The organism is Microbacterium sp. SORGH_AS_0969 (assembly GCF_030818255.1).
Lineage (GTDB): Bacteria > Actinomycetota > Actinomycetes > Actinomycetales > Microbacteriaceae > Microbacterium.
The window spans coordinates 3,662,389-3,676,622 of record NZ_JAUTAG010000001.1; the positions used below are offsets into that span (position 1 = coordinate 3,662,389).

Sequence of the window (14,234 nt, forward strand, 5' to 3'; positions counted from 1 at the left end):
TTACTCCGCGAGCTCCCGCGTCGTCGAGATCCAGGCCTCGAGCTTCGCGGACGCTCGCCCGTCGTCGATCGCCGCAGCGGCATCCGTCATCGCCTCGGCCAGACGCTCGAGGATCGGACGCTGCACCTGCGCGGCATCCTGGAACAACCGGTACGACACGAGTCCGGCCGCGGCGTTCAGGAGGACGATGTCGCGCACCGCCCCGGTCTCGCCGGCGAGCGTGCGCCGCACCACCTCGGCGTTGTGATCGGGCGAGCCGCCGAGCAGGGCATCGATCTCGACGAGCGGGATGCCGAGATCCCGAGGATCCAGATCGTGCTCGTGGACATCGCCTCTGCTGATCTCCCAGAGCCGGCTGTGTCCGGTGGTCGTCAGCTCGTCGAGACCGTCGTCGCCGCGGAACACCAGCGCCGTCGCCCCGCGTGTGCGGAAGACGCCGGTGATGAGCGGGACCCGATCGAGGTGAGCGACGCCGACCGCGTTCGCCTCCGCACGCGCCGGGTTGCACAGGGGGCCGAGGAAGTTGAACACCGTCGGCACTCCGAGCTCCGACCGGGTCGGCCCCGCGTGACGGAATCCGGGATGGAACGCCGCGGCGAAGGCGAAGGTGATCCCCGTGCGATCGAGGGTCTCGGCGACGTGCGCCGGATCGAGCGTGAGAGCGATACCGAGCGACGACAGGACGTCGGAGGATCCGGATGCCGAGCTCGCGGCACGATTGCCGTGTTTGACCACGGGGACTCCGGATGCCGCCGCCACCACCGCCGCCATCGTCGAGACGTTGACGGTGCCGAAGCGGTCTCCGCCGGTCCCCACGATGTCGAGGACTTCGGCGCGCACCGGGAGCGGCACAGCCGCCTCGAGGATGGCGTCGCGGAAGCCCACGATCTCTTCGACCGTCTCGCCCTTGGCGCGCAACGCAATGAGGAACCCGGCGAGCTGCGACGGGGTCGCCTCGCCCGCCATGACACGCCGCATGGCCCACGTGGATTCCGACACGCTGAGGTCGCGCCCGTCGAGGAGAGACGTGAGGACATCGGGCCAGGAGAAGCGTTCCGCCATGCCATGATCCTTCCACACCGCCCTGCCCGCTCTCCGAGCCGCGAGAGACGCGGCAGAAGTCCCACTACACCGGGGATTCCCCGTGGATTCTTAGGTTTCCCTAAGTCTCGACCGTGGAATATCTCCAGCTCGAGATGGGAATATCGGCCCGTCGGATCGCGCATAATGGGATGGTGACGACCTCAGCGACGTATTCCCAGGCCGTGCGTGCCGTGAAGCGGCCCGACCCGGTCGCGGTGGGCACCATCGTGTGGCTGGGCAGCGAGGTCATGTTCTTCGCCGGCCTCTTCGCCATCTACTTCACTCTGCGCAGCACCTCCGCGTCCCTCTGGGCGCAGGAGACCGAGCTGCTCAACGTCCCCTTCGCGACCGTCAACACGATCATCCTCGTGCTGTCGTCGGTCACGTGCCAGATGGGCGTGTTCGCTGCCGAGCGGTACCAGCCGTACCGCACCGGCAAGCCGTTCCGCTTCGTCCAGTGGGGAATGGTGGAGTGGTTCTACCTCACGTTCATCCTCGGCGCCGTCTTCGTGTCGGGCCAGGTGTGGGAGTACGCGACGCTGGTTGCCGAAGGCATGCCCATCAGCGCCAACCCCTACGCGTCGGCCTTCTACCTGACCACCGGCTTCCACGCCCTGCACGTGACGGGCGGGCTCATCGCCTTCCTCCTCGTCATCGGCCGTGCCTACGCCGTGAAGAACTTCGGGCGCAAAGAGATGACCACCTCGATCGTCGTGTCCTACTACTGGCACTTCGTCGACGTCGTCTGGATCGCCCTGTTCTTCGTCATCTACTTCCTGAAGTAAGAGAGCAGTACCTCACATGGCACGAGAGAAGAAGCCGCGCCGCGCCTCCGGGCGCCGCAGTCCCCTGGCCGCCGCCGCGCTGATCGGCATCGGCCTCCTCCTCACCGGTGGCGTGTACGCCGGTGCGTCCGCCGCGATGGCCGCGACCGACACCCCGACGAGCAGCGCTTCCTCCGCGACCGCGGTCGAAGAGGGCAAGAAGCTCTTCCAGGCGAACTGCGCGACCTGTCACGGCCTCGACCTCGAGGGCAGCCAGCAGGGTCCCTCCCTGTTCGGCGTCGGCGAGCTGTCGGTGCACTTCCAGGTGTCCACCGGACGCATGCCGCTTCAGGCCCAGGGCCCGCAGGCCCCCCAGAAGCCCGTGCAGTTCACCGAAGAGCAGATCGACGCGATCGCCGCTTTCGTGCAGTCGTCGGCCCCCGGCCCGACCTACCCGAGCGCCGACATCACCGACGGCGAGGGCGACCTCTCCCACGGTGCCGAGCTGTTCCGCATCAACTGCGCGATGTGCCACAACGTCGCCGGCGCGGGCGGTGCGCTGACCGAGGGCAAGTGGGCCCCGGATCTGCACACCGTGACGCCCGTCAACATGTACGCGGCCATGGTCACCGGCCCGCAGAACATGCCGGTCTTCAACGACCTCAACCTCACCCCCGAAGACAAGCGCGACGTCATCTCGTACCTGATGTTCCTTCAGAAGTCCGAGTCCCCCGGCGGATTCTCGCTCGGTTCGCTCGGTCCGGTCTCCGAGGGTCTGTTCATCTGGATCTTCGGAATCGGGGCGCTCATCGCGCTCACCGTGTGGATCACGGCCAAGTCCAACTGACCGTCGTCATCGACATTACGTAAACGCACGAGGAGCACCATGGCACACGAGGAAGACGCACTCGAGCACGAGAGGGCTTCATGGAAGCCCTCCGCCGGGCTCGCCGTCGCGGTTCCCGACCCCGTGGAGAACCCGGGTCTTCCCGGACACCGCCACCGCATGACCGATCAAGACCCGCAGGCGATGAAGCGGGCGGTCCGCACGGTCTACACGCTGTTCTACTTCTCGGTCGCCGCGAGCATCTGGGCGAGCATCGCCTACATGATCTTCCCGATCGAGTCGGGCGCGCTGATCGACATCCGGTACAACAACCTCTTCATCGGACTCGGCATCGGCTTCGCCCTGCTGTCGATCGGTATCGGCACCATTCACTGGGGCAAGTCGGTCATGTCCGACAAGGAGTACATCGAGGACCGCCACGCCACGCGCGGCCGCGACGAGACCCGCGAGGGTGCCGTCAACGTCTTCGTCGAGGCGAACGAGGACTCCGGCTTCGGTCGCCGCGAGATCATCCGCAACTCGCTGTTCGCCGCTCTCGCCGCCTCGATCATCCCGGGTATCACCCTGTTCCGTGGTCTCGCACCTCAGGACGAAGATCCGGTGAAGCTCCTCAGCCACACCATGTGGAAGGAGGGCTCGCGCCTGTCGCACGACCCCTCCGGTCGGCCGATCCGCGCAGCCGACGTCACGCTCGGCTCCGCCTTCCACGTGATCCCGGAAGAGCTTGCGGGCCTCGGCCACGACGAGGGCTACCTCGAAGAGAAGGCCAAGGCCATCGTGCTGCTGATGCGTCTGCAGCCCGAGCAGCTGAACCCCGAGACCAACAAGATGGACTGGACGTACGACGGCATCGTCGCGTACTCGAAGGTCTGCACGCACGTCGGCTGCCCCGTGGCGCTCTACGAGCAGCAGACCCACCACCTCCTGTGCCCTTGCCACCAGTCGCAGTTCGACGTCGCCAACGGTGCGGCCGTCATCTTCGGCCCGGCCGCCCGTCCCCTGCCGCAGCTCCCCATCACCGTCGACGCCGAGGGTTACCTCGTCGCGAAGAGTGACTTCCACGAGCCCGTCGGCCCCAGCTTCTGGGAGCGCAAATGAGCATCGGTACTCATCCCACCGAGAACGTCACGACCGAACCCGCCGTCTCCGCCGGCCCGCAGCCGGGGGGACGCGACGGTAAGCCGCTCGGCGGCCGTTTCGTCGGCGCTGCGGCGAACTACCTCGACGAGCGCACGAGCATGTCGGGCATCGTCAAAGAGCTCGGTCGCAAGATCTTCCCCGACCACTGGTCCTTCATGCTGGGCGAGATCGCCCTGTGGAGCTTCGTGGTCGTGCTGCTGTCCGGCACCTTCCTGACGTTCTTCTTCCAGGCGTCGATGGTCGAGACGCACTACAACGGCGCCTACGAGCCCATGCGCGGTATCGCGATGTCCGCGGCGATGGAGTCCGCGCTGCACATCTCGTTCGACCTGCGCGGTGGACTCCTGGTCCGTCAGATCCACCACTGGGCCGCCCTTGTCTTCGTGGCCGGCATCGGCGTGCACATGCTGCGCGTCTTCTTCACCGGCGCGTTCCGCAAGCCGCGCGAGCTCAACTGGGTCGTCGGCTTCATCCTCTTCATCCTCGCGATGGCCGAGGGCTTCACGGGCTACTCCCTCCCCGACGACCTGCTCTCGGGTAACGGCCTCCGCATCATCGACGGCATGATCAAGGGCCTGCCGATCATCGGCACCTGGACCTCGTTCCTGCTGTTCGGCGGCGAATTCCCCGGCACCGCGATCGTCGGCCGCCTGTACACGCTGCACATCCTGCTGCTGCCGGCCATCCTGGTCGCGCTGCTGGCGGTGCACCTCATGCTGATGATCATCAACAAGCACACGCAGTTCGCCGGCCCCGCCCGCTCGAACAGCAACGTCGTGGGCTACCCGATGCTCCCGGTGTACGCGTCGAAGATGGGTGGATTCTTCTTCATCACGTTCGGTGTGATCGTCCTGATCGCCGCGCTCGTGACGATCAACCCGATCTGGAACTACGGCCCGTACGACCCCTCTCCCGTCTCGGCCGGTACACAGCCCGACTGGTACATCGGCTTCGCGGACGGCATGCTGCGCCTCATCCCGCCGCACCTCGAGTTCGTGCTCTGGGACCACACCTGGTCGTGGAACATCATCATCCCCGTCGGCGTGCTGGGACTGTTCATCGTCCTCGTGCTCGTATACCCCTTCATCGAGGCGTGGATCACCGGCGACACCCGCGAGCACCACATCGCACAGCGCCCCCGCAACGCGGCGACACGTACGGCCATCGGCGCCGCTGGGGTCACGTTCTACGCGGTCATGTGGGCGGCAGCTTCGTCCGACATCATGGCCACGCACTTCCACCTCACGATGGAAGGCGTCATCCACGCGCTCCAGGCGCTGCTCATCCTCGGCCCGATCCTGGCCTACTTCGTCACCAAGCGCATCTGCATCGCTCTGCAGAAGAAGGACCGCGAGATCGCGCTGCACGGGTACGAGTCGGGTCGCATCGTCCGTCTGCCCGGCGGCGAGTACATCGAGGTCCACCAGCCCGTCGACGAGTACGAGCGCTGGAAGCTGATCGACAACGAGACCTACGAGCCGCTCGTGGTCCGCCCCAACGACAAGGGCGAGATACCCTGGTACTCGAACTTCCGTGCAGGCGTCTCGCGCTGGTTCTTCGAGGACCGTCTCGCTCCGCTGACGCAGGCCGAGGTCGACGCGGCGGTGGCACACCAGCACCACGAGCTCGACCACATCGACCACGAAGAGGCCGACGAGATCGCAGGTGCGAACGCCCGGGCCGACGAGGATGGTCGTCCGCACATGGCGATCGGTGAGCGCGCCGAAGTCGAGCTCCCCGCTCCGAAGGGTCTCGAGGAGAAGAACCGCCCTCACGACGACAAGAGCGAGTAATCTCCCCCGCGAAACCCCGGTGCTTCGGCACCGGGGTTTCGTCGTTTCTCTGGCACACAGGCTCCCTTCGGCGCTGCGTACGAGCGTCTGACGCACCTCGGAGGACCGAGGCGCTGCCCGCGGGTGAGCGCAATGGCAGGATGCCATGGGTGAGTGGCATCCCACCCCTCTCGGCGTGCGGGCCCGCCGTCGTACCGTGTGCGTATGACCAGCATCCAGGAGTATTTCGCCGCCCGGCTCGCCGCGGAGACCGACCCCTCCGACGTATACGCGGCGCAGAAGGCCGGAGATCGTTTCGTCCTCGTCGACGTCCGCGGCGAGGATGCATGGCGGCAGGGACGCGTCACCGGGGCCGTGCACCTCCCCTACCGCGACATCGCCGACCGCGCGCCCTCGGAGATCCCGCTCGACATGCCCGTCGTCGTGTACTGCTGGAGCCCCGGATGCAACGCGGGCCAGAAGGGGGCGCTCGCGTTCGCGTCACTCGGCTACACCGTTCGCGAGATGATCGGGGGCTACGAGTACTGGGTCCGCGAGGGCCAGCCCTTCGAGAACGACGAGGGGCCCTGCGAGCGGGTGTTCGATCCCACAGTCATGGTCGTACGCGCGAGCTGAGCGGCGCGAGCCGTATGGCAGCCCGCGCCGTCCTGAGCATCGACGAGCCCGTCCGGGGGCCGCGTGCCCCACTCCCCCGGCTCGCCGCGCCGAGACTGCATGCGGCTGACGAATCTGTAGCAGCGTGCACGGGACTTGTCGGCGAGATGCCGTCTCGGGAAACGCTCGAGCCCAGCGCCGTAACCCCGACATCAGGATGCCGAGCGGCCCAGCCTCTTCCGAACCCTCGACGCTGGCACCGCGGAGGACCGTCTGGCGCGGCCATGGGCCGCGAGGGGTGGCCATCGATGACCTCGGAAGAGTCGGCGGTCGAGCACGAGACGGGGCTCTGCCGCGCGAAGTGTCAAGTTCGCCAGCACGGCCCAGCAGCTCAGATCTCAGGCCGTTTCGACGTCCTCGGCGAACCACCGCGCCGCAGAACCCGAGAACACCGGCTCGCTCGAGACCGGCTGCTCGTCGTCCACGACATCGCAGACGACGACGGTCACGTTGTCGCGCGTTCCCGCCTCGAGCGCGAGCGCCACGGCGGCTGCTGCTGCGGAGCGCGGATCAGCCGCCTCCGCGATCAGACGCGCGACATCGGCCTCGGGGACGTAGTCAGTGAGGCCGTCGCTACAGAGAACCCAGCGATCGCCGACCACCGGCGGCCGCTCGGCGACCGATACGACGTCGCCCTCGGCTCCACCCAGCGAGGCGGTGATGATGTTGCGGCGAGGATGAGCGGCTGCCGCCTCGGGCGGGATGATGCCGTGGTCGACCAACGCCTGAACGTAGGAGTCGTCGCGGGTCTCACGTGTGAACTCGCCGTCGCGCAGCAGATAGGCGCGGGAATCACCGGTGTGGGCGAGGAGGAGCTGACCATCGGCGCCGAGGAACACGCCCGTGAAGGTCGTCGCCATGCCGCGCAGCGCCGGGTCGCGTTCGACGTGAGCGCGGATGTCCCAGTTCGCCTCGCGTATCCGTACGAGGAGCCCGTCCGCGTCGATCGCGCTTCCCCGCGTCGCCACTAGGCGATGGATGAGCGCCGCCGAGGCGAGGTCGCCCGAAGGGCCACCGCCGACTCCGTCAGCAACCGCCGCACCCCAGGACGCCACGAACGCGGCGTCCTGGTTGGTGGGGCGGTGGGCGCCGGGGTCGGAGACGGCGGCGGTGTTCAGCCGAAGGGGCACAGGATCAGCGAGCGAAGTACCCGCGGTAGTACTCGTACACCCAGCCGACGATGGCGACAGCGAACACGAGGAAACCGATCGGCACGAGCCAGCTGCCGACGGCAAGACCGATGACGGCGATGGCTGCCGATGCAGCGAGAACGATGGGCCACCACGACCAGGGGCTGAACTCGCCCAGCTCGGGGTCACCGTCGTCAATGTCGGCGGTCAGGGTGTCTTCTGGCAACTCACCGTTCTGCGCCTTGAGAACGCGACCGATGTAGAACGCGACCATCGACGACATGAGGCCGAGGAAGACGAGCGCGACAGTTCCGACCCACTCGACGCCGCCGTGCTGAATGAGGCTCCAAGCGGTGTAGACCGCGGCGATGAAGAATCCGAAGCCCGCGAGGAGCCACCAGAGTCCGACATTGGTACGCATCGTTTACTTGACCTCTCCAGCGGCCGCGTCGACGACGGGCGTGTCGGGGGCGTCCTTCGCCGGGCCCACGCCGACCGGGATACCGGCCTCGGGGTGGTTCAGGTCGAAGGCGGGGCGCTCGCTACGGATGCGCGGGATCGAGGTGAAGTTGTGACGCGGCGGCGGACACGACGTCGCCCACTCGAGCGAAGCGCCGTAACCCCAGGGGTCGTCGACCGTCACGCGAGGAGCCTTGCGGGCCGTGATCCAGACGTTCAGCAGGAACGGGATCATCGACGCACCGAGGATCATCGAGCCGATGGTCGAGAGCTGGTTCTCCCAGGTCCACCCGTCGGCCGCGGCGTAGTCCGCGTAGCGACGCACCATGCCGTCGACGCCCAGCCAGTGCTGGATGAGGAAGGTCATGTGGAAGCCGATGAACAGCATCCAGAAGTGCACCATGCCGAGACGCTCGTTGAGCATCTTTCCGGTCCACTTGGGCCACCAGAAGTAGAAGCCGGCGAACATCGCGAAGACGACCGTGCCGAAGACGACGTAGTGGAAGTGCGCCACGACGAAGTACGAGTCGGACAGGTGGAAGTCGAGCGGGGGCGACGCGAGGATGACACCGGTCAGGCCGCCGAAGACGAACGACACGAGGAAGCCGAGTGCGAACACCATCGGCGTTTCGAACGTGACCGAGCCTCGCCAGAGCGTGCCGATCCAGTTGAAGATCTTCACGCCGGTCGGCACCGCGATGAGCATGGTCATCAGGGCGAAGAACGGCAGGAGCACTCCACCCGTGACGTACATGTGGTGCGCCCACACGGCCACCGAGAGAGCGGCGATCGCGATCGTCGCGTACACCAGGGTCTTGTAACCGAAGATCGGCTTGCGGCTGAAAACCGGGAAGATCTCGGAGACGATGCCGAAGAACGGCAGCGCGATGATGTACACCTCGGGGTGACCGAAGAACCAGAAGAGGTGCTGCCAGAGGAGCACGCCGCCGTTCTCAGGGCTGTAGATGTGGGCGCCCAGCACGCGATCGGCGGCGGCGGCGAAGATGGCCGCGGCGAGCACCGGGAAGGCGAGAAGGATCAGGATGCTCGTGATGAGCGTGTTCCACGAGAAGATCGGCATGCGCCACATGGTCATGCCGGGGGCGCGCATCGTGAGGATCGTGGTGATGAAGTTCACCGCACCGAGGATCGTGCCGAAACCGCTGATGCCGAGGCCCAGCATCCAGAGGTTGCCGCCGACACCCGGCGAGAAACTCGCGTTGGCGAGCGGCTGATAGGCGAACCAGCCGAACCCGGCCGCACCCTGCGGGGTGAGGAAGCCGGAGACGGCGATCGTCGACCCGAAGAGGAACAGCCAGAAGGCGAAGGCGTTCAGACGCGGGAAGGCCACGTCGGGCGCACCGATCTGCAGCGGCAGCAGCGCGTTCGCGAAGCCCGCGAACAGCGGCGTCGCGAACATGAGCAGCATGATCGTGCCGTGCATGGTGAACAGCTGGTTGTACTGCTCTTTGGTCGGGATGATCTGCATGCCGGGCTCGAAGAGCTCCGCGCGGATGATCAGCGCCATCACGCCACCGAGCATGAAGAAGATCACCGAGGCGATCAGGTACATGTAGCCGATGGTCTTGTGGTCGGTGGAGGTGATCCACTTGACGACCAGGTTGCCCTTCTGCTCGACACGCGAGGTGCTGAGCAGAGCGGCTTGACGCGGAGGGAGAGTCGTCGGGCGGGAAGCGCCCTTCTCCTGAAGCGGAAGCGTCGTGGCCATGATCACTTGTTCCCTTCGGCGCCGGCCGTCGTGAGGTTCTGCAGGCGCGACAGATCACTGATGTCGCCGACGTCACCGGCGCTGCGGAGCGAGGCGAGGTAGTCCTCGTACTCCGCGTCGCTGACGACCTTGACGTTGAAGAGCATGGCGGAGTGGTACTCACCGCACAGCTCGGCGCACTTGCCTTCGTACGTGCCCTCGCGGGTCGGGGTGAAGGACCACTCGTTGTCGCGGCCGATGTACATGTCCTTCTTGTACAGGAAGTCGATGATCCAGAACGAGTGGATCACGTCGCGCGAGCGGAGGTCGATCTTGACCTTCTTGTTCACCGGGAGGTAGAGCGTCGGCACGTCCTCGAGGTCATAGCCGTCGGCCGTGGCCTTCGCCTGGACGCCCATCGAGTACACGGCGTCAGAGTTGTCTTCCTTCGTGCCGTTGTACTGGAAGTCCCAGGCCCACTGCTTGCCGTACGCGGTGATCGAGACGTCGGGGTCGTCGTACTGCGTCTCGAGCGTGTTCTGGTCACGCGCCGTGAAGGCGAAGAAGCCGACGACGAGGATCAGCGGGACGATCGTGTAGAAGATCTCGACCGGCATGTTGTAGCGCAGCTGCACCGGGAGGCCCGACTGCCCCTTGCGGCGGCGGTAGGCGATGACCGCCCAGAGCATGAGACCCCACGTGATCACGCCGACTGCGAGCAGCACGATCCAGGAGTTGACCCACAGACCGGCGACCATGTCGGTGTGGTTGGTGGCAGGCGTGCCGTCATCGACGAAGCCGGGGAGGAAACCGTGCAGCTGGGTCGTGGTGCAACCGGACAGAAGCGCGACGGACGCGATCCCGAGGGGAAGCGCAGCCCAGCGGAGGCGACGTTTGGAGGGCACAGTGCACCTTTCCGGGTCGTGGATGAAGCTTTGACAGTCTACGGCAACCTCTCACCGTTCTCAGGCCATTCGTCCAGTGCCGAGACATCGAGAACCCCCGGATTCCACGGTGTGATCCGTGGTTCCGGGGGTCCTCGAAAGACGCTCGCGGACGGCGCGCCGAGCTCAGTGGAAGCTGTCGCCGCACGCGCAGGAGCCCTGCGCATTGGGGTTGTCGATCGTGAAGCCCTGCTCCGAGATCGTGTCCTTGAAGTCGATGCTCGCGCCGTCGAGATACGGCACGCTCATGTCGTCGACGATGACCTCGACACCGTCGAAGTCGACGACCTTGTCGCCGTCGAGGTAACGCTCATCGAAGTAGAGCTGGTAGATGAGGCCGGAGCAACCGCCCGGCTGAACGGCGACACGGAGACGCAGGTCGTCGCGGCCTTCCTGCGACAGCAGGCTCTTGACCTTGTCGGAGGCGGCCGCGGTCAGGCCCACGCCGTGCTCGCGGGTGTCGGCGGCGGACGACAGTGTGGTGTCGGTCATGGCGATGCCCTTCGGTTGATCGGTCGCGTGGACGAGACGATTCTACGCCCGTCACGCCCCCGCGGCCTCGTTCAGACGGTGCGCGCGTTCAGGCGCGTCAGCAGGAGCGCTTCCGACACCACCGCGTTGCGGAACGTGTCCAGGTGCAACGATTCGTTGGGGCTGTGCGCGCGGGCGTGCGGGTCCTCCACCCCCGTGACGAGGATCTGCGCGGCGGGGAACTCTCGGACGAGGTCGGCGATGAAGGGGATCGAGCCGCCGATCCCGACGTCGACGGATTCGACGCCGTACCCCTCGGCGAACGACGCGCGGGCGTCCTCGACGGCCCAGCCGCTCGTGTCGACGAGGAACGCGTCGCCGCAGTCGACGTCGCTGAACTCCAGGTGGGCACCGAACGGCACATGCGCGCGGAGGTGCGCTTCGATCGCGGCGTAGGCGTCTTCGGCGCTCTGGCCGGGAGCGACGCGAGCGCTGATCACGACGCTCGTCGCGGGTGCCAGGGTGTTCGACGCCGACGCCACGGGCGTGGCATCCCATCCGGTGATCGTCACCGAGGGCTTGTTCCAGATGCGGCTCAGGATCGAGTCGCGCCCGATGGGGCTGACTCCCTCGAGCAGGCCCGACTCCGCGCGCAGGGTGGACTCGTCGTACGCAGGGGTCTCCGCCTCGCGGACGTGGAGGCCCTCGACCGCGACGGCGCCGTCGTCGTCCCAGAGCGTCGCCAGGAGCTTCACGGTGGCGAGCATGGCATCCGGGACCGCTCCCCCGAGCATCCCCGAGTGGGAGGCGTGCTCCAAGGTCCGCACCGTCAGCGTGAAACGGGCGTTGCCGCGGAGCGACACGGTGAGGCCGGGCGTGCGGTCGTCCCAGTTGCCCGAGTCGGCGACGACGATGACGTCCGAGCGGAGCACGTCGGCATTGTCGGCCAGGAACTGAGCGAAGGACCGGGACCCGTACTCCTCCTCGCCCTCGATGAAGACGGCGATCCCGAGGTCGAGGTCGTCGCCGACCACCTCGGCCAGTGCGCGGATGGCGGCGACGTGGGCCATGACGCCGGCCTTGTCATCCGCCGCGCCTCGACCGTACAGGCGCCCGTCGCGCACGGTCGGTTCGAAGGGCGGCGAATCCCACAGCGCGTCGTCACCGGGGGGCTGCACGTCGTGGTGCGCGTACAGCAGCACCGTCGGGCGGCCGTTCCTCGCCGGCCGAGAGGCGAGCACCGCGGGCTGGCCGAGTTCGTCGGTGCCCGGGATCGCGGCGCGCCTCACCTCGACCCGATCGAACATGCCCGTTCCGCGGAACAGGTCGGCCACGGCGTCCGCGCTCTTCTCGAGCGCAGACTGATCGAACGCCGGCCACGCGATCGAGGGGATGCGCACGAGGGCTCCCAGATCGGCGAGGGCGGAAGGGATGCCGGCGGCCGCGGCGTCGCGCACGGCATTCTGCAAGGACAGGTCGGGGGTCATGCGGGTAATCTTAAATCTCCCGATCAGCGAGCTCTCGAGGTTTTCCGTGGCAAAGTCCCCCGCCCCCGCCCCCAACGACACCCCCGTCGACCCGACGGAGATCGGTTCGGGCAAGGGCCGCGCGACGCCCTCGCGGGCCGAGCAGGAAGCCGCGCGCAAGCGCCCGCTCGTCCCCGACACCAAAGAGGCCAAGGCTCGCGCCCGCGCCGAGCTGGCCGCTCAGCGCGAGAAGGCCCGCGTCGGCATGGCCGCCGGTGAGGAGCGCTACCTCCCCGTCCGCGACAAGGGGCCGCAGCGCCGCTTCGCGCGCGATTTCGTGGATGCCGGCTGGCACCTCGGCGAGGGCGTCATGCCGTTCATGCTCATCGTCATCCTGCTGACGGTGCTTCCGGTGCAGTTCTTCCAGTACTGGGCGTTCGTCGCCCTCTGGATCTTCATCCTCTTCGTCATCGGCGACATGATCATCACGTCGATCCGCGTGAAGCGCGCCGCGAAGGACAAGTTCGGCGAGAGCAAGCTCGAGAAGGGCCTCGGATGGTACGCGGCGATGCGCACCGTGCAGATGCGCTTCATGCGCCTGCCCAAGGCCCAGGTCAAGCGCGGGCAGTACCCCGCCTGACACGCGGGATTCTTCACGAAGCGGCGTGCCCTCGGGCGCGCCGCTTCGTCGTTCCCGCCGCGACGTCGTTCCCGCCGCGACCTCAGAAGCCGGAGCGAGATCGACGGTCAGCGGTCGCGCGAGAGACCGCGGTTGATCTGCCGGCCCCACAGAGGACCCCGGTAGAGGAAGCCCGTATAGCCCTGGACGAGGTTCGCGCCGGCCGCGAGGCGCTCGCGCACGTCCTCGGCGGTCTCCACTCCCCCGGCTGAGATCACGACGAACTCGGCGGGGACGGCCGCTCTCACCAGCCGCAGCACCTCGGCGGCGCGCGCCTTCAATGGGGCGCCCGAGAGGCCGCCCGCTCCCGCGGCCTCGACCGTGGCGGCATCCGTCGAGAGTCCGGTCCGCGCGATCGTCGTGTTCGTCGCGATGAGGCCGGCGAGCCCTGCGTCGACCGCGAGTCGGGCGATGTCCTGCACCTCGTCGTCATCGAGATCGGGGGCGATCTTCACGAGGAGGGGCGTCGAGCCCGCGGCATCCCGAACCGCCGTCAGCAACGGCCGCAGCGTTTCGACGGCCTGCAGACCGCGCAGCCCCGGGGTGTTCGGCGATGAGACGTTGACGACGAGGTAGTCGGCCAGCGGCGCGAGCAGGCGTGCGCTGCGCACGTAGTCGGTGGTCGCGTCTTCGACGGCCACGACGCGGCTCTTGCCGATGTTGACGCCGATCACGGGACGCCGGCGCGCCCGTCGGAGTCGCCGGAGCTTCGCTGCGGCCGCGGCGGCGCCGTCGTTGTTGAAGCCCATGCGGTTGATGACCGCGCGATCGGCCACGAGGCGGAACAGACGCGGCTTGGGGTTGCCCGGCTGAGCGAGCGCCGTGACCGTCCCCACCTCGACGTGCCCGAAGCCGAGCGCACCGAGTCCGCGGACCATGGTGACGTTCTTGTCGAACCCCGCCGCCACGCCGAACGGAGAGTCGAAGTGCAGTCCGAGGGCATCGACCCCCTGGTCGGGCGCCGGCGCGGTCGCACGACGGACGACGGATGCCACGGGCTCGACGCCGGCGACACGGATCACGAGCGCAGCGAGGTGATGGGCGAACTCGGGGTCGAGACGCGTGAGGACCGTGCGGAAGAGAAGCGGATACATCC

14 protein-coding genes are annotated in these 14,234 nt (G+C 67.4%); 6 read left to right on the plus strand and 8 right to left on the minus strand.

Features of this window, described 5'->3' with window-relative positions; translation table 11 throughout:
* Complete coding sequence (gene trpD / locus QE388_RS17215) at positions 1-1,062, minus strand: anthranilate phosphoribosyltransferase (RefSeq protein ID WP_307386711.1); 1,062 nt, start codon at positions 1,060-1,062, stop codon at positions 1-3.
* 170 nt (positions 1,063-1,232) lie between these two features.
* On the opposite strand from trpD, the gene QE388_RS17220 reads away from it, so the two are divergent.
* The 5 genes from QE388_RS17220 to QE388_RS17240 all read left to right on the plus strand — a co-directional run bounded on the left by QE388_RS17220 (position 1,233) and on the right by QE388_RS17240 (position 6,242).
* Positions 1,233-1,868: a heme-copper oxidase subunit III gene (locus QE388_RS17220; RefSeq protein ID WP_275796969.1), complete on the plus strand. Its 636-nt coding sequence runs from the start codon at positions 1,233-1,235 to the stop codon at positions 1,866-1,868.
* Between the two features lie 16 nt (positions 1,869-1,884).
* Complete coding sequence (locus QE388_RS17225; RefSeq protein ID WP_058595114.1) at positions 1,885-2,694, plus strand: c-type cytochrome; 810 nt, start codon at positions 1,885-1,887, stop codon at positions 2,692-2,694.
* A 39-nt stretch (positions 2,695-2,733) separates the two neighbouring features.
* The gene (locus tag QE388_RS17230; protein WP_275796966.1) at positions 2,734-3,792 is read left to right on the plus strand and encodes a ubiquinol-cytochrome c reductase iron-sulfur subunit; all 1,059 of its coding nucleotides are present in this window, start codon (positions 2,734-2,736) and stop codon (positions 3,790-3,792) included.
* Complete coding sequence (locus QE388_RS17235) at positions 3,789-5,627, plus strand: cytochrome bc complex cytochrome b subunit (RefSeq protein ID WP_307386714.1); 1,839 nt, start codon at positions 3,789-3,791, stop codon at positions 5,625-5,627. The genes QE388_RS17230 and QE388_RS17235 overlap by 4 nt, the downstream gene beginning before the upstream one ends.
* Before the next feature lie 204 nt (positions 5,628-5,831).
* Positions 5,832-6,242, plus strand: coding sequence for a rhodanese-like domain-containing protein (locus tag QE388_RS17240; RefSeq protein WP_307386716.1), 411 nt, complete (start codon positions 5,832-5,834; stop codon positions 6,240-6,242).
* Positions 6,243-6,619: 377 nt separating this feature from the next.
* Here the strand turns inward: QE388_RS17240 and QE388_RS17245 are convergent, their stop codons facing one another.
* From QE388_RS17245 to QE388_RS17270, 6 genes are all read right to left on the minus strand, one after another.
* The gene (locus QE388_RS17245; protein WP_307386718.1) at positions 6,620-7,411 is read right to left on the minus strand and encodes a PP2C family serine/threonine-protein phosphatase; all 792 of its coding nucleotides are present in this window, start codon (positions 7,409-7,411) and stop codon (positions 6,620-6,622) included.
* Positions 7,412-7,415: 4 nt separating this feature from the next.
* A complete protein-coding gene (locus QE388_RS17250; protein ID WP_275796958.1) occupies positions 7,416-7,832 on the minus strand; it encodes a cytochrome c oxidase subunit 4 in 417 nt (138 codons plus the stop codon).
* A 3-nt stretch (positions 7,833-7,835) separates the two neighbouring features.
* Positions 7,836-9,599 (minus strand): cytochrome c oxidase subunit I, encoded by a 1,764-nt coding sequence (gene ctaD / locus QE388_RS17255; RefSeq protein WP_275796956.1) that lies wholly within the window; start codon positions 9,597-9,599, stop codon positions 7,836-7,838.
* Between the two features lie 2 nt (positions 9,600-9,601).
* A complete protein-coding gene (gene coxB / locus QE388_RS17260; protein WP_275796954.1) occupies positions 9,602-10,483 on the minus strand; it encodes a cytochrome c oxidase subunit II in 882 nt (293 codons plus the stop codon).
* Between the two features lie 165 nt (positions 10,484-10,648).
* The gene (erpA, locus tag QE388_RS17265; protein ID WP_013583176.1) at positions 10,649-11,014 is read right to left on the minus strand and encodes an iron-sulfur cluster insertion protein ErpA; all 366 of its coding nucleotides are present in this window, start codon (positions 11,012-11,014) and stop codon (positions 10,649-10,651) included.
* A gap of 71 nt (positions 11,015-11,085) precedes the next feature.
* Entirely contained in the window at positions 11,086-12,480 is a 1,395-nt protein-coding gene (locus tag QE388_RS17270; protein ID WP_307386722.1) for a dipeptidase, read from the minus strand.
* Between the two features lie 46 nt (positions 12,481-12,526).
* Here QE388_RS17270 and QE388_RS17275 point away from each other — a divergent pair, with 46 nt between their 5' ends.
* On the plus strand, positions 12,527-13,099 hold the full coding sequence (locus tag QE388_RS17275) for a DUF3043 domain-containing protein (RefSeq protein WP_275796948.1): 573 nt from the start codon (positions 12,527-12,529) through the stop codon (positions 13,097-13,099).
* Positions 13,100-13,206: 107 nt separating this feature from the next.
* Here QE388_RS17275 and QE388_RS17280 read toward each other — a convergent pair whose 3' ends face one another.
* Entirely contained in the window at positions 13,207-14,232 is a 1,026-nt protein-coding gene (locus tag QE388_RS17280) for a quinone-dependent dihydroorotate dehydrogenase (protein WP_307386724.1), read from the minus strand.
* Positions 14,233-14,234: the final 2 nt, after the last annotated feature.